We start from the raw sequence: 18406 nt of genomic DNA on the forward strand, positions 1-18406 counted from the left end.
TATATTAGCGCTCGCTTTTACGATTGCCTTTGCCTTATCGCATCATTAAACAACCAATTTTACCAAGATGAGTAAGTACAGCGCCGGCGTATTATTCGGCGAAGAATTAGAAGCCCTTTATAAGGACGCCAAAGCAAACAAATTTGCAATGCCTGCCGTAAATACGATCGGCACCGATTCCATCAATGCTACGCTTGAAACAGCCGCCAAGGTTAATTCACCCGTCATTATCCAGTTCTCCAATGGAGGAGCGCAGTTTATAGCCGGTAAGGGAATGCCAAACGATAAGATGCAGGCGAATATTTCAGGTGCCATATCTGGTGCCCTGCATATCCACAATGTTGCAAAACATTATGGTGTGCCGGTTATTTTGCATACTGATCATGCTTCGCATAAATGGCTGCCATGGATCAGCGCGCTGATTGATGCAGGTCAGGAGTTCCATAAGGAAAAAGGTCGTCCACTTTTCAGTTCACATATGCTGGATCTTTCTGAAGAAACACTAGAAGATAATATCCAGACCAGTGTTGAATATTTCAAGCGCATGCAGCCGCTCGGCATGGGTATAGAAATTGAACTTGGCGTAACCGGTGGTGAGGAAGATGGTGTTGACAACAGCGGTATTGAAAATGATAAACTTTATACACAGCCACAGCACGTGGCCTATGCGTATGAAGAGCTGGGCAAGATCGGCAACCTGTTTACAGTAGCTGCTGCATTTGGAAATGTGCATGGAGTTTATAGTCCGGGTAATGTTGAACTGCGTCCAGAAATCTTGCAGAACAGCCAGACTTATATCCAGGAGCAATACAAAACTGCAGAGAAGCCGGTATACTTTGTATTCCATGGTGGAAGCGGATCACCGAAGGAGCAGATCGCGGAAGCACTGGGTTATGGCGTTATCAAAATGAATATTGATACTGACCTCCAGTTTGCATTCTGGGAAGGTGTTCTGAAGTACTACCAGAAAAATGAAGCATACCTGCAGGCACAACTCGGCAACCCCGATGGTGCTGATAAGCCGAACAAAAAATACTATGATCCACGCGTTTGGTTACGCAAGGGCCAGGATACTTTTATAAGCAGACTGGAAGAAGCGTTTGGGGATCTGAATTGCATCAACCGCAACAGTTAAGAGGTAAGAATTCAGGTAAGAGGTAAGAGGTAAGAGGTGCCTTGGGAATGTACTGCGGATTTTTCGTGGTACATTCTTTTTTTGGGAAGGGAGAAATGGTGTGGGGATTATATATTTACTTTTTTGCAGTCCACGTAATGGCAGCCGCGACAGAAATCGGGGGTCTCATTTTTTAGCCATTTTGTTCGGAAGTCCTGGAAGCCTTCGCTGTTCAGGACGGGCATCAATCCTTCTTTGAAGACGTTTCCGAAACTCAATTCTTTGGGGAAGGGCTTAGCGCAGCAGGGTGCCATCTCACCATTCCAGCAAACATAAAAATGACTCCAGGGAAGGCTGCAGCTTTGGAATCCTTTATCAGAACCGAGTCCGCTCCAGGTGACTTCTACGGCAGTATTATGTTCCTGCAAACGCTTCACTTCTGCTTGAAAGGCCTCTCCCTGGTAAAAATCATAGTATGACAGATCAACGCCGGAAATACAGGCAAGATTGAATATGGTATAGTTTACAAATCCTATCCCCATTTCTTCAGCGAAAAGAACTACTTCCTTCATGTGAAAGAAGTTCTCCTGCGTCACCACCATGTTCAGCATAACAGTTGTGGAGGTATTGCGGCAGATATCCGCTATCTGCCTTACGTTGTTTTTGAAGAGTTGAAAATCAGACTGAACCCTTATGGAATTATATACATCATCAATACCATCGATGGAGATCTGGATGGTATCCAGTTTACCGGCCATCGCCCCAATCTTTTCAATTGTTTTGGGAAGTACGGCGTTGGTTGAGATGTTTATGATAATGCCTTCGTTCTTTGCTTTAATGTATTCAACAATAGATTCGATCTTTTTATACATCAGTGTTTCACCCATGCCGGTGAGTCCAATGGAATCGACATAAGGAACCAGTTCGTCAATCACTTTTTTAGCATTCTCTTCTTCCATCAATCCCATGTCCATCTCTTCACCATAGCCATATTCACGCGGACAAATTGTACATTTCAAATTGCAGTGAGCACTGAGTTCGAGCATCACTGTTGAAGGATGGGCAACGCGGGTTTGCCTGGTCAATTTCAGTGCAGCATGTTGAATTTTATTTCCGGTATACTGAAAAAAATCTGTGCCGCCCGGCAAGTGTTTCGCCCGCTTCCAGAGATTCTCCAAAAATCGCTTAGTCATATTCGTCCTCCCCTAGAATGCTTTTTTATCGGTTGCGGGTTTTGGATCCACTTTTAATTCAGGCATGAGGACTGCTGTAAAAACATTCTCCCGGTTCAGGAGTTTACGAGCAGCATCCCTTATATCGTTTACAGTAAGCTTTTCAATGATCTGCTGGTACTCCAGAAAATATTTTGGATCGGTCTTTTCACTTTGCTGGTCGAGGATCTCCCGCAGCCATGTAGCATTCTCTTTTAGCTGTACCTTGTGCTCCTCAATCCATTGCTTACGAACCTTGTCGAGGTAAGACTGTTCGGGACCTTTGGTGACGAGAAGAGATATCTCTGCATCGATTGCTTTCAGCAGGGTATCAACTTTTTCCGGTCCGCAAGGCAACTGAAGTATCAAACTATAGTTGCTATAAGGATACTTATCAAACTGTCCATAAAAAGCACCACCATAGATGCCCTGGATCTTTTCACGCAATTCTTCCAGGATCCTGATGCTGAGAATCTCGCTGATGGCCTGGGCCTTAATGTCCATTTCTTCACTATAGGGCATCTCGCCGGTATAGAAAGCGAGAATAAGGCTTTTCTCTTCTTTGCCCTTATTTACAACGAGTTTTTTCACGCCTTTAACCGGCCTCACTTTATTATCCTTTTTCTCAAAGGTTTTACCACTGGAAGGAAGACTTCCAAGGTAGGTTTCAAGGAGTGGTATAATTGAATCTGTATTGAAGCTGCCGGTGAAAGCAAAATTCATTTGGGAAGCATCACCGATGCGTTCTTTATAAATTGATAAGGCCCTGTCGAGGTTCAGGTTTTTAAAATTCTCCACTTTAGGAAATACAATGGGTGCAAGTGGATTGTTGCCGTATAACGCATTGTTTGTTGTATCAAGAAATGCTGCCTGTGGATTGGCCGACAGGGCTGCATACTGCGAGGAGTTTCTTTGCACAAAAGATTTGAAAAGGGCTGTATCCTTGCGGGGGCTTGTCATATAGAGATGAACAAGCTGGAGCATGGTTTCAATATCCTTATTGGAGGAACTTCCGCTGATGCCATCAGTAATTTCTCCAATGGAGGGAGTAACGGATACAGTTTTGCCGGCAAGAGCTTTCCGGAGGTCGGTTGGACTAAACTCACCCACACCCATAGCCGAAACAACGGGAACAGCAAACTGTGCGTTGTATTTATCGGCAAGTCCATAATAATTCAATCCTCCATTGCGGGTAGCCCCCATGAGTATCTGGTCATTTTTAAAATCGGTCGATTTCAGTGAAACAGTAACGCCATTGCTCAGGGTAAGTTTTGTAACGCCCATGGCCTTATCATATTCGCGCTTTACGAGCTTACCAGCTTTTGGCATTTTTGTCATGATGGATGCAGCAACTGCTTTCTCCGTATAGGGCGTAATATTGGCTTTCTCTTTTGCATTCACAGATGCAATCAGGTCCTGCGGTGAAGGCAGTTTTTTATCACCCGAGACTTCTGGTCCGGTTACAAAAAAGAAACGGTTGGATTGTGTGAGGAGTTCTTTTGCTACACCATTTACTTCCTCAATGCCAATACCCGGAATAAGTTCATTGCTGATAGCAAATTCCTTTTCGATGCCGGGAATGTATTCACCTTCAAGGAAATGGTTCAGGTATTCATCGATATAAACTGATGATTCAGTCTTGTCACGATTATTATAGGCACGTTCGATACTTGTGAGTATTGCTTTTTTTGAACGCTCCAGTTCTGCCGGGTTAAATCCATATCGTTTAACGCGTTCGATCTCTTCCACTACCGCATTCAATGCCTTTGTAATATCACCTGTACCGGCATAGGCCGTTGCGCTAAAACTTTCATATCCCCTTACGAAACCACCAACTCCTGCTCCTGCCCCAACAAATGGAGGATCAGACTGCTGGGTGAGTTCCTGTAAACGCTGGCTGAGGATTGAGCTGAAGATCTGGCGAACCAACTGGTTGCGATAATCACCCACTGTTTTTTGTGGTGCAGCAGGTTTGATAGGATAATTAATATTTACAGAATAGTTGGTTGCTTCTTTGTCGGTAACAATCAGTGCTTCTGTTGTTGAATAAGCAGGAACCTGGATGGTCTCTCTTTTTCTTTCAGAGGGTGGGTTTGTAAGTTTATTGAAATGTTTCCTGATCATGGCGAGTGCGGTGTCAGGATGAACATCGCCTACCACGGCAACTGCCATTAAGTTTGGCCGGTACCAGTCTTTATAAAACTTACGGATCTTATCAGGCTTAAAACTGCTGATAAGTTCTTCAGATCCTATGGGTAAACGGTCAGCGTATTTAGAATTTGCAAAGAGTTTAGGATATACCTGCCGCATCATTCTGTCTGTGGCGCCTTTTCCTGTTCTTGCTTCCTCTTTAATAATTGCTCTTTCGGATTCGATATCCTCGTCGAGATAAGTGACCTGGTGTGCCCAGTCTTCCAATACCTGGAATCCTTTCTCGAGGTTGCCGGGTTTATCAGTTGGGATAGGCAGCATATAAACCGTTTCGTCAAAACTCGTATAGGCATTGAGGTCATTACCAAAGCCAACACCTATATCCTGCAGGAAAGAAATGATCTCGTTCTTTTTAAAATTCTTAGTTCCGTTAAATGCCATATGCTCAGCCATATGGGCGAGGCCAAGCTGGTCATCATCTTCATTGATGGAGCCTGCATTGATGGCGAGCCTCAGTTCCACTTTTTGCTCAGGTTTTTTATTCTGCCGTATATAATAGGTAAGGCCGTTTTCAAGCTTACCAATTCTTACAGCAGGGTCGGGCTGCAGTTCTGTACTCAGTGGAGTTTGAGAAAACGAAGAAACGGTTTGCCCAAATACGAGAAACAGGCAAATCAATAATCTTCCGGAGAATAAAATGTTCATAGGTCCAGTTTAGCAAATATATTAATCAGCGAATAATGGCTTCAATAGGCTTACCCACACAACCGTTCGGCATCTGGATTTGAAGCATAGCGGCAATAGTTGGTGCAATATCGGACATATAGACCGGAGCATTAGATTTACCGGCTTTAATATTCCATCCCATCCATACCAGTGGAATATGAGAATCATATGGATTCCATAAGCCATGGGTGGTGCCTGTTGTTCCGCCATCAATATATTGCGGATGAAGAATGAATTGTACATCACCACTTCGATTAGGCATATAGCCATTGGAGATCATTTCTTTAATTGTGCTTTGCAGCGTTGTTTCCTGCAGTTCTGAGAGGTCGAAGGCACGCGAAATTGCTTCCTCTTTTGAAAGGAAACTGATCACTTCTTCGATGATATCTTCCTTATTGAGTTTTACACTATCAATTATTTTGTGATTAAGATGAACCTGGTAATTGAGCATTGTGAGAATGATGTTGGAAGCGCCGAATTTTTCTTTCAGCATGGTGTTCAAGGAGTCCATGGTACCAATATCATCAAATGTTCCAGCGGGTAATTTATTTGCCTTCATGAAGCCCGGAACATTTGCAACGCCATGGTCGGCGGAGAGGAAGAAAAGATAATTACCTTTGCCGACATGCTGGTCGAGGAAATTCAGAAAATCTCCCAGGTCCTTATCAAGCCGGAGATAACAATCTTCCACGGCTATGGAATTAGGTCCAAATGTATGACCAATATAATCTGGCGATGACAGGCTTACGGCAAGTAAATCAGTAGCATCACCTTTACCAAGGTTTTCACCGGTGAGTGCAGCTTTGGCAAGTTCAAGGGTCATCGTATTACCGTGAGGAGTAACCGCAATGCTGCCATAATTTTTTCCGATAAGTTCTTTATGATCGTAGGGAAAACCGATGGATTTATCCCCAAAAGGTTTTCCTTCAAATTGCTGTCCCTGTGCAGTACTGCTTTTATATGATTCAATCGGATAAAGTGTCTTCCATCCTTCACCATAATATTTGTCGACGATCTTCTGCTTATTGAAAGTCTGAACCCAGGTAGGCAGGTCGTTGCGATAATAGGTTGAAGTGATCCAATCACCCGTTCTGCTATCATACCAGTAAGCCCCATTGGCGGCATGACCTGCGGGCAGGATCGCTCCCCTGTCTTTTATTGCTATGCCGATTACTTTAGACCGGAAATTTGTGAAAAGGCGAAGTTCATCCCCTATGGTTGTACTATACATATTACGCGGACTCATTTGTCCGGCGGCAGTAGTGGATCCCACCGTTTTAACGGTAGAATCTTCGGTGCAATACATTACTTTACCAGCTTTCTTATCATACCAGGCATTTCCTGTAATGCCGTTGATAGCAGGAACAGAACCTGTATAAATAGATGAGTGGCCGCATGCGGTCACTGTAGGTGCATATGGGATGAAAGTATTCTCATTGGAAAAGCCCTGGGTGAGCAGTCGCCTGAATCCACCATCGGCTTTATAACGATCGCTATACCGATATAGAAAGTCCCACCTCATCTGGTCAACCACCAGGCCAACAACTAGTTTTGGTTTTGAGCCCGAAGCCTGCTGCTGGGCTTGTGTAACTGAAAAAGAAAGGGCAAAAATCAACAAAGAAAGAAAGCGTACTAACATGTCCTGTTTTTTTACAAAGATAGCGGTAGGAATGAATCAGGACTGTCTTAACCAATTGATAATGCCAAGGTGAAAATGAATTACCTTTGCAAAAATTTTTCTCATCAATCATATATAATCTATGGCAGATATCTTCGAAAAACTGGTAAAAGATGGTGGACCATTAGGTCAGCACATGAAGCGTGCCCATGGCTATTTTGCCTTCCCCAAGCTGGAGGGAGAATTAGGAAGCCGGATGATGTTCAGGGGAAAGGAGCGGATCGTTTGGAGCCTGAACAATTATCTTGGATTAGCAAATCATCCTGACACGAGGAAAGCTGATACAGAAGCTGCGGCAAAATGGGGAATTGGTTATCCAATGGGCGCGAGGATGATGAGTGGCAATAGTGTTTACCATGAGCAGCTTGAGAAGGTGCTGAGCAGTTTTACCAAAAGAGAAGATGCCATGCTACTGAACTTTGGCTACCAGGGTATCATGAGTTGTATAGATGCGTTGGTGAATAGAAGGGATGTTATTGTATATGATGCGGAGTGCCATGCCTGTATAGTTGATGGAATCAGGATGCATATGGGTTATAGTTACACTTTCAAGCATAATGATATTGAAGACTGTGAGAAGCAGTTGCAGCGCGCTACTAAAATGGCTGAAAAGAGCGGTGGTGGAATACTCCTGATCACTGAGGGGGTTTATGGAATGAGTGGTGACCAGGGTAAGCTTAAGGAAATTGTGGAGCTCAAGAAGAAGTATGAATTCCGGATCCTGATTGATGATGCGCATGGATTTGGGGCGATGGGACCAACAGGTGCAGGAACAGATGAGGAGCAGGGTTGCCAGAATGAGATAGATCTGTATTTCTCCACTTTTGTAAAGTCTATGGGAAGTATAGGTGCTTTTATTTCCGGAAGAAAGGATGTGTTGGCATATCTGCGATACAATGTGCGTTCACAGATCTTTGCCAAGAGCCTTCCAATGGTGGTTGTTGAAGGTATGCTGAAGCGAATGGAAATGTTAAAATCTATGCCCGAGCTTCGCACAAAGCTCTGGGAGGTTACCAATGCATTACAAAACGGTTTGCGTGAAAAAGGATTTGACCTGGGCAAGACCAATACAATGGTTACGCCGGTTTATATGAAGGGGGATGTGCCTGAGGCCACGGCTATGGTGCTGGATCTGAGGGAGAACTATAATATCTTCTGTTCTATAGTTGTATACCCTGTTATTCCAAAGGGTCAGATCATATACAGGCTTATTCCTACGGCGGCACATAACCAGGAGGATATTGATCTCACACTGAAGGCTTTTACGGAAACAAAGGCAAAGCTGGATGCAGGAGAATATAAAGCTGCTGAGATACCCGATATGGCGGAGGCGATGTAGTAGAAAAAATGAAAACTATATTATATGGGAAGCCACCTTCGGGTGGCTTTTTTTATGCTGGTTTTATCAGGCAAAAAAAAAATCCCGCCTTGCGGCGGGATGCACTAATCAAATACCATTAACCATTAAACCTTATCCTATGAAAATTCAAATATAAGATGTTAATGGGGTAACATTGGTTGCATGGGTCATATTTTTTTGGGGTATAGCAATCTTTTTTGACGGCAATCAACCGGCACTAAGTACTTTTCCTGAGATGTGTTGTGTCGGGATGACACTTATCTGACAATTGGAGGCTTCCTGGAAGCCGGGAGAGAAAAAAAGGACAGGATAGAAATCCCGTCCGAATAATATCCAATATCCTATGAAAAACCTACTTATTAGACTGCTTTATTGAAAGGAACGTTGCAGCCTTGTTAAATTTTAATTTATGCCTCCAAAAACCAATCACCAACTGCCTTTGAAGCTTTTCTGGTAATCGGGGAAAGGGATTTTTTTATAGGCTCCTTCACCGAAATACTTCACAATCAGCTCAAAATCATTGGGTGCCAGGAAACCGGGGATAGCCTGAGGGGCCTCACCGGGGGCAGGTATGATGACGGTGGTTGGGTAAGAAAGCTGGCCATTAGTGAGAAACAGGGCAAAATCGTTTGTTTTGTATTGTGGATTGAAGGCAAAACTGCGTCCACCCCAAACAAAAGGCGCTTTGCTTTCCGCATTTATCTTGGCTGAATAAAATTTATCCTTCAGGTAACTAACCACTTTTTCATTTTTATAGGTGCGTTTGTCCATTACCTTACACCAGCCACACCAATCCGTATAAAGATCTATCAGCACGGGGCGTGCCGATTCATTAGCTGCCTTTTCAACCTCTTCGAGACTCATCCAGCGCATATCCTTATCCGTGGAAGATCTGGATGATTGCGGCATGGCAGCTATTGAACTAAATAAGAATAACAGTACGGTGATAAACTTATGCATGATTAACTTTGTTGGTATTCAAAAATAACACATCCGGATGCAAAAAATTGTTATAGCTGTTACAGGCGCCAGCGGTTCCATCTATGCCAGGTTATTACTCGATAAGCTGGTTTTGATGAAAGACCAGTGGCAGGGCCTCGCCTGCGTTATGACAGATAATGCCAGAACAGTTTGGCAAACGGAACTGGGCAATGACAGTTATAATAATTACAGCGGCATCCGGTTTTACGATAAAAAGGATTTCAATGCTCCTTTTGCGTCTGGTTCAGGTCAATACAACACCATGATCATTGTTCCCTGTTCAGTGGGCACAATGGGGAGAATAGCCTCTGGTATATCCAATGACCTGATTACCCGGGCAGCCGATGTAATATTAAAAGAACGAAGAAAACTGATATGTGTTGTACGCGAAACACCCTACAACCTGGTTCATATCCGTAATATGGAGACAATAACACTTGCGGGTGGGATCATATGCCCCGCTACTCCTTCATTTTATTCAAGGCCCACCACTGTTGAGGAAGTTGCTGCCACCGTGGTGGATAGAATTCTTGACCTGGCAGGACTAACTGTTAAGACTTACCGATGGGGATTGGAATAGCAGAGTTTTGATTAATTTGGTACTCTAAACATTTGCCAGTGTTCAGCTTTGAGTATAATTCCTATAATTACCGGCAGATCATGAATGACCTGGCGGCCGCAATGGGTACTTCATTGCAGAACTGTACACTTATATACCCCCCTCATATTGCTGATGGATTTTCAACCTGTGTTGAATTGCCAAGTGGCCTGCAGGCAATAATATCTGATTATATCCTTCGTGATCAGTTCTTCCTGAAAAGGCAAAAAATACCGGAAGAATATTATGTTCTTCGTTATGAAGATATCCGCATCGAAGATGAGATGGTTTTAAAAATTGACGGTGAAGTTCTAAATACACGCAATGAACAACATGCAGGAATTTATCTCACCAGCACATTGTTTGATGTATCGTACCTGGGAAGAAAGGGAACCCATATCAAGGGAGTCAATATCATTTTTAATAAAGAATGGCTGGCAGAACATTTAAACATCAATGATCCGGAAGAGGTGCTGACCGCATATCTCAATATGCGCACGGGAAGTTATACTATTGAACCAATCGACAATGAATACCGCAGGTATTTTAATGAGATGATGCAATCAGATCCGGAGAGTCCATTGTATATAGCAACCATTCAAAACAGGATATTGCTGCTGATAGAAAGATTTTTCACCAGGCTTTATGAAAAATCAAAAACACTGATGGCAAGTCCTAAAATTTCAAGGCATGATGTTCACCAGTTAATGCATGTTGAATCATTACTGACGCGCGATGTTAATAGTCGCCCGCCTACTATCGACCAGCTGGCACAGGAAGCTGCGATGAGTTCGGCAAAACTTAAAAAGCTTTTCAAGGAAGTGTATGGAACAAGCATTTATGCTTATTACCAGCGCCAGCGGATGAGCATTGCAAGGGACATGCTCCTGAGTGGTGATTTCTCCGTTAAAGAAGTTGGATTAAAGATTGGTTATTCAAACCTCAGCAATTTTGCGGCTGCATTCAGGAAGGAGTATAATCTACTCCCCAGTGAAATCAGGGCCTGATTTTTTCCATCCTACAAATAAAAAAGGACCCAATGGGGTCCTGCAATTAAAGTAAATGTGAACGATATCATTTATCGAAGATCCACTTCCTCTACACCTGGATATTTCTTCTTATCAAACACGAACTGTGCATCGGGCACTACAGCTTTACCATTGAGACTGTTCACTGTGTATGTGTATTTGTTGCCATTCTTCTCCAGCACTTTAGTAGAATAGATGGTGTTGGTTGACTTGTCTACATAAACATATACTTTATGAAAAGCCTTGGATTTATCAGTAGGGGTCATTTCAATTTCCTGGATGGTTTTTGCGCCAATCTTTTTTTCACCATTCATCTTGTATAGAAAGTCCTTATCATAGAAATTGGTGAATAGTTTCTGAGGAGTGAGCGTGTTTTGTCCAGGTTCGAATTTGGTGATTGTAACCTCATTAGCAGCTTTATCGTAGGTCCAGATATTGGTTCCGTCGCAGAAAATTTCCTGGCCGGTGACACTAACCCTGTATTTGCCGCCTTTCATATATACAGTTCCTTTTTTAACTCCCTGCACTTTCCCCTTACCATCTTCAACCTGAAGGGTAAAGCCCGATTGTACAGCATTAAAGGTCTTGAATTTGGCACTTACTTTATCAAGCACGGTTTTGGCAGCGGGGTCACTGCTGGTTTGTGCCATAGAAATTGAAAACGAACCTATCAACAATGCCGCAAGGGCTAAAAATCTTTTCATGTGTTAGTTAATTAAAACGGGTGCAAATATATTCTTTCAGATGCAATGATTGGACCCCTGGTTGTAAGCAAAGCTTAAAGAGATCGTTCGCTTTAACAAAGCTTTCTAATGTTTAGCCGGTGAGCTGGTCATTAATATTGTTAAAGCCTTTCGGAGAGGAACTGATCAAGTTCTGATTCTGTTTTAATGATCACTTCCCTTGCTTTGCTTCCCAGGTTAGGCCCCACCACGCCGGCAGCTTCAAGCTGGTCCATCAGTCTCCCCGCCCGGTTATAACCCAGTTTCATACGTCTTTGCAGCAGGGATGTTGATCCCACCTGGTTGGAAACGATCAAACGGGCGGCTTCCTCAAAAAGCGGGTCTTTATCGCCAAGGTCAAAATCCTTTCCTTCGAGGTCTTTTTCATCAACATATTCAGGAAGCAGAAAAGCCTGGGGGTAACCACGCTGATCGCCGATGAATTCAGTAACACCTTCCACCTCTGGTGTATCGACGAAGGCACATTGCAGACGCGTGAGTTCACCATTATAGGAGATCAGCATATCCCCCTTCCCTATCAGTTGTTCAGCACCCCCGGCATCGAGAATGGTTCGGCTGTCAATTTTGGAAGAAACTTTGAATGCGATACGTGCCGGGAAGTTTGCCTTGATAGTTCCGGTAATTATATTTACCGAAGGTCTTTGCGTGGCTATTATCAGGTGTATACCTACTGCACGGGCAAGCTGTGCAAGTCGGGCTATTGGCATTTCTACTTCTTTCCCCGCCGTCATAATAAGATCAGCGAACTCATCTATCACCAGCACAATAAAGGGAAGGAATTGGTGTCCTTTCTGCGGATTGAGTTTGCGCTTAACAAACTTCTCATTGTATTCCTTGATGTTGCGGGTACCGGCTTCCTTTAAAAGATCATAGCGGTTATCCATTTCAATACAAAGTGCATTGAGGGTATTGATCACCTTTTTTGTATCGGTGATGATAGCCTCTTCCTCTCCCGGTAATTTAGCCAGGAAGTGACGTTCGATGGTTCGGTACAGGCTCAGTTCCACTTTCTTTGGATCCACCAGTACAAACTTCAGTTGGGAAGGATGTTTTTTGTAAAGAAGGGAAACAAGAATGGCGTTTAGTCCAACTGATTTACCCTGGCCCGTTGCCCCTGCCATCAGCAGGTGCGGCATGGCGGCGAGGTCAACAATAAAATTCTCATTGTCGATCTTCTTGCCGATAGCGATAGGGAGACTGAAATTGGCGTTCTGGAATTTATCAGAGTTAAGCAGGGTCTTCATGCTCACTACTGTTTTCTTCACATTGGGCACTTCGATACCGATTGTGCCTTTCCCGGGGATGGGCGCAATGATACGGATACCAAGCGCTGCAAGGCTAAGGGCTATATCATCTTCAAGGTTCTTGATCCTTGATATGCGCACCCCTGCTGCCGGAACTATTTCATATAAGGTTACGGTTGGTCCAACCGTGGCACTGATCTTCTGGATATGGATATCATAGTTTTTCAGTGTTGTGATAATCTGGTTCTTATTGGTTTCCAGTTCGGCAGGGTCCTGCACTATTTTTTCACTACCATGGGTTTCCAGCAGATCCATGCCCGGATATTTATAGTCCCTGAGGTCGAGGGTAGGTTCATAAGGAGGAAGTTCAGGGATCTTTTCATTGATCTCTTCTTCAATAGTCCCTTCCGGAATTGCTTTGATTTCAAGCTCAAGATCACTAACAGGAACTTGAGCAACCTGAGGAACCTGAGGACGAATTGGTGGCGAAGGCATTTCAACATAGGCATGCACATCTTCCTCTATTTTCGGCTCTTGTTCTGGAACCGGTATTGTTTCATCTTCTTCTACCTGGTCCTGCAATTCAAAATCGTTAGATTCTTTTTCGATAACCTCCAGAGGAATAGATGTTATGGGATCGGGTGGCGGAATAACTACTATACCACCATCATTTTTTTTCAGTCCATTTTTCTTAGCGAGCTTTTCTTCAATAAATAGTCGTGGTTCATTAACCTCTTCTTTGTTGCCGGTTAGATCAGGAGCGGGATCGTTATTTTTACGAAGAGGATTTGCCGGTATTTTTGGAACTGAAAATACCGGGTTGAATCTCCAGATGAAGTAGGCAACCCCGGCTGCCAGTAATATAGCTGCGGTACCAATGGTGCCGAGGAATTTTGTCATCCAGTCGCTCACCATGGCACCCACTGCACCACCCCATGGAAATGCGCTTGCACCAAAGAAAAAGGCAAGGGCAACACTGAAATATATCAACCCCACCAAAACATATCTCATATTGCGGGTGAGGCGAAATATTTTCCGCTCAAAGAGGAGATTGGCTCCGCTAACAAAAAAAAGGCTGCAGAGAAAATAAGATGCAATTCCAAATCCTTTGTAAAAGAAAAAATGTGATACCCAGGCGCCCAGGCGACCCAGCAGATTAGAAACCCTGATATTATCAGCAAACAGAAATTCACTCCCACCTTTGAACACCTTATCCTGGTCTTCCTGCCAGGTAAACAGATAGGAAGTGAAGGCAATGAATAGAAATATGGCCAGCAATAACAATATGGCACCGGTGATCTTCAGGGTGCGTTCGTCTTTGACCAGTGACTTCATTTCCACCTTCTCCTCCTTATCCTGCCGGAGGTCAACAGTATCGGGTAATGGTTTTTTCTTGGACTTCAGCTTATTTGCCATAAACACAAATATACATTGGCAGTAGGGTGCAAAAGAAATTGTATTTTGGGTTAGATTTTTAGATTAGCCTTACCGATGCAAATTTCCTTGATGGTCCGATGCCTTATCCGGACAATTTTCATGATTTCAGCTATTCTAACCGGTGACCTGCTAAAGGCGCAGGATATAGTGCCCGTAGCAGAAACTATCCTTACCAGCATGATCAAACTGGCGGTTCCCATTGAAGGTGAGAGCAGGATCTATATTGACAGCTCTGATGGTTTGAGAAATAATCAACTCACAGGCTTACCCATCAACCAAACCATTGACCGAAGTTTTGCGAGTAAGATTCCCGCCAGAGATATCAATCGAAATTTTTACCTCCGTTTTCGTATTACAAATGATACTGATACCAGCACCAGACTATTTTTCCTTCCGGGGTTTTATTTCAGAGAAATAATATTGTATAAATTGATTGATAACGGGGAAGTATCAGATTCTTTACCAGCCATATCCGGACCTGGAAATGAAAATAATTTCAATCCAATTGTTGGCGAAATAAAGCTGAATAGTGGGGAATCAGCAACTTTTATAGCGCGACTGAAGTTTATCAAAACTACAGTAAACAATCTGAGGCCGATGTTATCGCAGGATTTTTATCTTCCTTCCCTGATCGCATCCATTCAGAATGAACGCAGGATCAGTGCGATCATAACCTATCTCATTTGTGGTATTATGCTGATGATGATGATTTACTCATTAGCACAATTTTTTGCCAATCGTTCCATTGAGTTTATCTATTATGCTTCGTATGGCACTTTACTTGGGATAATGTTTTTTTTAAAGGCGGCTCTATACAAATATCCCACCGTGGAAAATTTCTTTTTTGAAAGTTATGCCGACTTTATGCTGCAGGCAACGGCAACCATTTTTTATTTTCTCTTTCTTATCAAATTTGTGAATGCAAGAGAAGATTTTCCGGCTCTTAATTTAGTACTGAAAGCCCTGCAATATTTAACTATTGCTGGGATGGCAATCTTTACCTACCTGAATTTTTTCACCAACAATTTTCCATTACAAAACCTTATTGAGAACCTCATTAAGTATTCCTGGTCATTCTGTACTGTTTTTGTGATTTCTTATTCTATCATTAACCGACAATCAATACTTCGCTACCTGGCAATCGGCCATTCGTTTCTCTTTGCAGGCGGGCTGCTTTCACTTTTTCTTATCAATAGTTCCCAGCGTTTCACTGACGCCCGGTCGGCCCTGATCAACGACTCCTTATTCTGGTATGAACTGGGAATTCTTTTTGAGCTGGTCTTTTTCCTGGTGGCACTTTCGGTGAAGAATAAGCAGGATATTTCAGCAAGGGCGAGGGAAAAGGAACGTTTGCTGATGGATTATGAGAAAACTGCCATTGAGAATAAGATGGCCGTGCTGGCGGCAAAGCAGGAAGAACGAAACAGGATTTCCGCTGATATGCATGATGAACTGGGGTCTGGGGTAACGGCAATCCGTTTGTTAAGTGAGTTGGCGAAGACAAAAATGAAAGAGCCCATTCTACCTGAAATTGATAAAATTTCAAATTCAGCAAGTGAGCTGATCAGTAAAATGAACACCATTATCTGGACAATGAAAAGTTCAAATGATACGGTGGACAATATGATTGCCTATGTACGATCATATGCATATGAATTTCTTGACAATGCAGATATAACCTGCAAGGTGGACTATCCGGATAATATGCCTGCTGTTGAAATGAGCGGTGAGAAAAGACGAAATATTTTTTTGTGCATTAAGGAGTCACTCAACAATATCGTTAAACATGCCAATGCCACTGTAGTCACCATTAGTTTCAGGCTTGGCCCTCATCTTGTGATCCAGATCCATGATAATGGTGTAGGAATAAATCCGGATAAGATAAGGGAGTTCAGCAGTGGTATGACGAATATGCGAAAGCGCATGGAAACCATTGACGGCTATTTTGGCATTCGCAGCAATGATGGCACCACCATCACCTTAAGTGTTCCGCTTCAATAATCCCCAGAAGAGAAATAACCAACCTGCAACAAGGAATAATCCACCAATCGGGGTGATAAGACCTATACTGGATAGTCCAACGGTATCGGTGGCTTTAAGTAAAGTAAGAAGATAAAGCGATCCGCTGAAAAGCAGCATGCCCACGAGAAAACATTGTGCGGCTCTTTTCATTGGCAGTACAGGGTAATGGATAGATAATAGTCCAGTAGCCAATAGTGCAAATACATGGTACATATGATATCGCACACCAGTTTCGAAAGTGGACACAGATTCTGGAGGTACGAGTGATTTAAGTCCATGAGCTCCGAATGCGCCGAGAATAACTGCAAGGGCGCCGAGAATTGCTGCCGTTGAAAGGATGGATCTACTCATTTTCTACTGCCTCCTGAATTTGTTTTAGTGAAAGTGTTTCTTCAGGCAAAGACAAATGCGCCTGTTCATAATAAAGTTTACGGTCATGCAGTTTTTTCATGATGAAGGCCTTCATGTCTTCATCGGGAATATCACTAAGCAATGGGCGATGTTTTTTTTCTTTCAGCAAGCGTTCAATCAATACATCAGCTGCGGTGTTCAGCCATATTACCTTACCATTTGATTTCATGTAATCGATATTGCCAAAGAAACAGGGAGTGCCCCCTCCGCAGGAAATGATAAAGTTTTCGTGAGAAGCGGTGAGATCATGCAACATCTCTTTTTCGATTCCCCTGAAATATTCTTCACCCTTTTCCATGAATATATCCGTGACAGGTTTATTCTCCTGTTGTACGATCATATCATCGAGGTCAAAAAAGGGAAGCTTCATACTTTCAGAAAGTTTGCGGCCCCAGAATGATTTGCCGCTTCCCATAAATCCTATCAGGTAGATCTTCATAATAAATATTTGTTGCCAACCCTATCAGGTGAAGGCATTCATTCCGGTTACATCCATACCCGTAATCAGGAGATGAATGTCGTGCGTACCTTCATAAGTGATCACGCTTTCAATATTCATCATATGCCTCATCACGGGATATTCGCCTGTTATGCCCATGCCACCAAGCATCTGCCTTGCATCACGGCAAACATTATGCGCAACTTCGCAGCCGTTTCGCTTTGCCATGCTAACCTGTGCGGGGGTCACTTTTCCCTCGTTCATCAGTACTGCAACACGCCAGTTCAATAATTGGGCCTTACTGATTTCAGTGATCATTTCAGCCAGTTTCTTTTGCTGAAGCTGGAAACCGCCGATGGGACGATCGAACTGAATTCTTTCTTTAGAATAACGCAGGGCGGTATCATAGCAATCCATTGCTGCACCAATTGTGCCCCAGGCTATTCCGAAACGAGCCTTTGTAAGGCAACTAAGCGGACCGCGCATTGATTTTACATTCGGAAAGATATTTTCTTTAGGGACCTTCACATTATCGAAAACCAACTCACCTGTTGCGGAGGCACGAAGGCTCCACTTGCCTTTGGTGGTTGGTGTGTTGAAACCTTCCATACCACGTTCTACGATCATGCCCCTGATATTACCTTCTTCATCTTTTGCCCATACAACTGCAACCTGTGCGAAGGGTGCATTACTGATCCACATTTTTGCGCCATTCAGGATAACATGATCACCCGCATCTTTGATATTGGTGAGCATACCAGCCGGATTACTTCCATGATCTGGTTCGGTGAGGCCAAAGCAACCCAACCATTCTCCACTGGCAAGTTTAGGAAGGAATTTCCGCCGTTGTTCTTCACTGCCAAATTCGTAGATAGGGTACATCACCAGTGAGCCCTGTACTGATGCTGTTGAGCGGACGCCACTGTCTCCTCTTTCCAGTTCCTGCATCATGAGTCCGTAGGAAATATAATCAAGTCCGCCGCCGCCATATTCTGCAGGGATGGTGGGACCAAATACGCCGAGCTCACCCATTTGTTTAACGATCTGCTGGGGAAATTCTGCTCGCTGGGCATAATCCTCGATGATGGGCGAGATCTCCTGCTTTACATAATTTCTCACCGCATCGCGTACCATCAGGTGTTCTTCTGTTAAGAGGTCGTCTAACTTTAAATAATCGGGACTTTGAAATTGATCCTGGGCCATGGCTTCTTGAATTTTGGAATTGCTAAAGTAGGAAAAAGCGATCAAGTGTGTGGAACTGGC

The 18406-nt window shown here is 43.4% G+C and carries 14 protein-coding genes; 5 read left to right on the forward strand and 9 right to left on the reverse strand.

All coding sequences use genetic code 11. The annotated features are described in order from the left end of the window. The first annotated feature begins 67 nt into the window (after positions 1 to 67). Positions 68 to 1135, forward strand: a complete 1068-nt coding sequence (fbaA, locus tag HY58_RS16475; protein WP_039134573.1) for a class II fructose-bisphosphate aldolase — start codon at positions 68 to 70, stop codon at positions 1133 to 1135. A 107-nt stretch (positions 1136 to 1242) separates the two neighbouring features. On the opposite strand, the gene HY58_RS16480 is transcribed toward fbaA, so the two are convergent. The 3 genes from HY58_RS16480 to pafA are packed head-to-tail and all read right to left on the reverse strand — an operon-like array spanning position 1243 to position 6841. Further along, the gene (locus HY58_RS16480; RefSeq protein ID WP_039134576.1) at positions 1243 to 2307 is read right to left on the reverse strand and encodes a radical SAM protein; all 1065 of its coding nucleotides are present in this window, start codon (positions 2305 to 2307) and stop codon (positions 1243 to 1245) included. 12 nt (positions 2308 to 2319) lie between these two features. After that, positions 2320 to 5181 (reverse strand): pitrilysin family protein, encoded by a 2862-nt coding sequence (locus HY58_RS16485; protein ID WP_156123733.1) that lies wholly within the window; start codon positions 5179 to 5181, stop codon positions 2320 to 2322. A gap of 25 nt (positions 5182 to 5206) precedes the next feature. After that, the gene (pafA, locus tag HY58_RS16490; protein WP_039134579.1) at positions 5207 to 6841 is read right to left on the reverse strand and encodes an alkaline phosphatase PafA; all 1635 of its coding nucleotides are present in this window, start codon (positions 6839 to 6841) and stop codon (positions 5207 to 5209) included. A gap of 121 nt (positions 6842 to 6962) precedes the next feature. Between pafA and HY58_RS16495 the strand changes: the two genes are divergently transcribed. Continuing rightward, positions 6963 to 8219 (forward strand): pyridoxal phosphate-dependent aminotransferase family protein, encoded by a 1257-nt coding sequence (locus HY58_RS16495; RefSeq protein ID WP_039134582.1) that lies wholly within the window; start codon positions 6963 to 6965, stop codon positions 8217 to 8219. Between the two features lie 447 nt (positions 8220 to 8666). On the opposite strand, the gene HY58_RS16500 is transcribed toward HY58_RS16495, so the two are convergent. Further along, a complete protein-coding gene (locus HY58_RS16500; RefSeq protein WP_039134585.1) occupies positions 8667 to 9200 on the reverse strand; it encodes a DUF255 domain-containing protein in 534 nt (177 codons plus the stop codon). Positions 9201 to 9237: 37 nt separating this feature from the next. Between HY58_RS16500 and HY58_RS16505 the strand changes: the two genes are divergently transcribed. Together HY58_RS16505 and HY58_RS16510 are read left to right on the forward strand one after the other, a co-directional pair. Then, entirely contained in the window at positions 9238 to 9801 is a 564-nt protein-coding gene (locus tag HY58_RS16505; RefSeq protein ID WP_039134588.1) for a UbiX family flavin prenyltransferase, read from the forward strand. 38 nt (positions 9802 to 9839) lie between these two features. Continuing rightward, a complete protein-coding gene (locus HY58_RS16510; RefSeq protein ID WP_039134590.1) occupies positions 9840 to 10826 on the forward strand; it encodes an AraC family transcriptional regulator in 987 nt (328 codons plus the stop codon). Positions 10827 to 10897: 71 nt separating this feature from the next. Here HY58_RS16510 and HY58_RS16515 read toward each other — a convergent pair whose 3' ends face one another. Continuing rightward, complete coding sequence (locus tag HY58_RS16515; protein WP_039134593.1) at positions 10898 to 11551, reverse strand: outer membrane lipoprotein carrier protein LolA; 654 nt, start codon at positions 11549 to 11551, stop codon at positions 10898 to 10900. 140 nt (positions 11552 to 11691) lie between these two features. Next, entirely contained in the window at positions 11692 to 14250 is a 2559-nt protein-coding gene (locus HY58_RS16520) for a DNA translocase FtsK 4TM domain-containing protein (RefSeq protein ID WP_039134595.1), read from the reverse strand. Positions 14251 to 14340: 90 nt separating this feature from the next. Here HY58_RS16520 and HY58_RS16525 point away from each other — a divergent pair, with 90 nt between their 5' ends. Continuing rightward, positions 14341 to 16272, forward strand: a complete 1932-nt coding sequence (locus HY58_RS16525; RefSeq protein ID WP_172644673.1) for a 7TM diverse intracellular signaling domain-containing protein — start codon at positions 14341 to 14343, stop codon at positions 16270 to 16272. Here the strand turns inward: HY58_RS16525 and HY58_RS16530 are convergent. The 3 genes from HY58_RS16530 to HY58_RS16540 are packed head-to-tail and all read right to left on the reverse strand — an operon-like array spanning position 16252 to position 18346. Beyond that, positions 16252 to 16644, reverse strand: coding sequence for a DUF423 domain-containing protein (locus HY58_RS16530; RefSeq protein ID WP_039134601.1), 393 nt, complete (start codon positions 16642 to 16644; stop codon positions 16252 to 16254). The two genes, HY58_RS16525 and HY58_RS16530, sit on opposite strands and share 21 nt — an antisense overlap. Beyond that, positions 16637 to 17143 (reverse strand): shikimate kinase, encoded by a 507-nt coding sequence (locus HY58_RS16535; RefSeq protein WP_039134603.1) that lies wholly within the window; start codon positions 17141 to 17143, stop codon positions 16637 to 16639. Before HY58_RS16535 ends, HY58_RS16530 begins: the two co-directional genes overlap by 8 nt. Positions 17144 to 17167: 24 nt before the next feature. Beyond that, complete coding sequence (locus tag HY58_RS16540; protein WP_039134605.1) at positions 17168 to 18346, reverse strand: acyl-CoA dehydrogenase family protein; 1179 nt, start codon at positions 18344 to 18346, stop codon at positions 17168 to 17170. Between the last annotated feature and the right edge of the window lie 60 nt (positions 18347 to 18406).

The sequence above is a fragment of the Flavihumibacter sp. ZG627 genome, from assembly GCF_000814325.1.
In the GTDB taxonomy this organism is placed as follows: domain Bacteria; phylum Bacteroidota; class Bacteroidia; order Chitinophagales; family Chitinophagaceae; genus Flavihumibacter.

What these genes read in the sequence shown, in the direction of transcription:
- HY58_RS16525 (WP_172644673.1), top strand. Translation starts at nt 14,341, where the DNA reads ATGGTCCGATGCCTTATCCGGACAATTTTCATGATTTCAGCTATTCTA.
- HY58_RS16530 (WP_039134601.1), bottom strand. Translation starts at nt 16,644, where the DNA reads ATGAGTAGATCCATCCTTTCAACGGCAGCAATTCTCGGCGCCCTTGCA.
- HY58_RS16495 (WP_039134582.1), top strand. Translation starts at nt 6,963, where the DNA reads ATGGCAGATATCTTCGAAAAACTGGTAAAAGATGGTGGACCATTAGGT.
- fbaA (WP_039134573.1), top strand. Translation starts at nt 68, where the DNA reads ATGAGTAAGTACAGCGCCGGCGTATTATTCGGCGAAGAATTAGAAGCC.
- HY58_RS16535 (WP_039134603.1), bottom strand. Translation starts at nt 17,143, where the DNA reads ATGAAGATCTACCTGATAGGATTTATGGGAAGCGGCAAATCATTCTGG.
- HY58_RS16515 (WP_039134593.1), bottom strand. Translation starts at nt 11,551, where the DNA reads ATGAAAAGATTTTTAGCCCTTGCGGCATTGTTGATAGGTTCGTTTTCA.
- HY58_RS16520 (WP_039134595.1), bottom strand. Translation starts at nt 14,250, where the DNA reads ATGGCAAATAAGCTGAAGTCCAAGAAAAAACCATTACCCGATACTGTT.
- HY58_RS16480 (WP_039134576.1), bottom strand. Translation starts at nt 2,307, where the DNA reads ATGACTAAGCGATTTTTGGAGAATCTCTGGAAGCGGGCGAAACACTTG.
- HY58_RS16505 (WP_039134588.1), top strand. Translation starts at nt 9,238, where the DNA reads ATGCAAAAAATTGTTATAGCTGTTACAGGCGCCAGCGGTTCCATCTAT.
- HY58_RS16540 (WP_039134605.1), bottom strand. Translation starts at nt 18,346, where the DNA reads ATGGCCCAGGATCAATTTCAAAGTCCCGATTATTTAAAGTTAGACGAC.
- pafA (WP_039134579.1), bottom strand. Translation starts at nt 6,841, where the DNA reads ATGTTAGTACGCTTTCTTTCTTTGTTGATTTTTGCCCTTTCTTTTTCA.
- HY58_RS16485 (WP_156123733.1), bottom strand. Translation starts at nt 5,181, where the DNA reads ATGAACATTTTATTCTCCGGAAGATTATTGATTTGCCTGTTTCTCGTA.
- HY58_RS16500 (WP_039134585.1), bottom strand. Translation starts at nt 9,200, where the DNA reads ATGCATAAGTTTATCACCGTACTGTTATTCTTATTTAGTTCAATAGCT.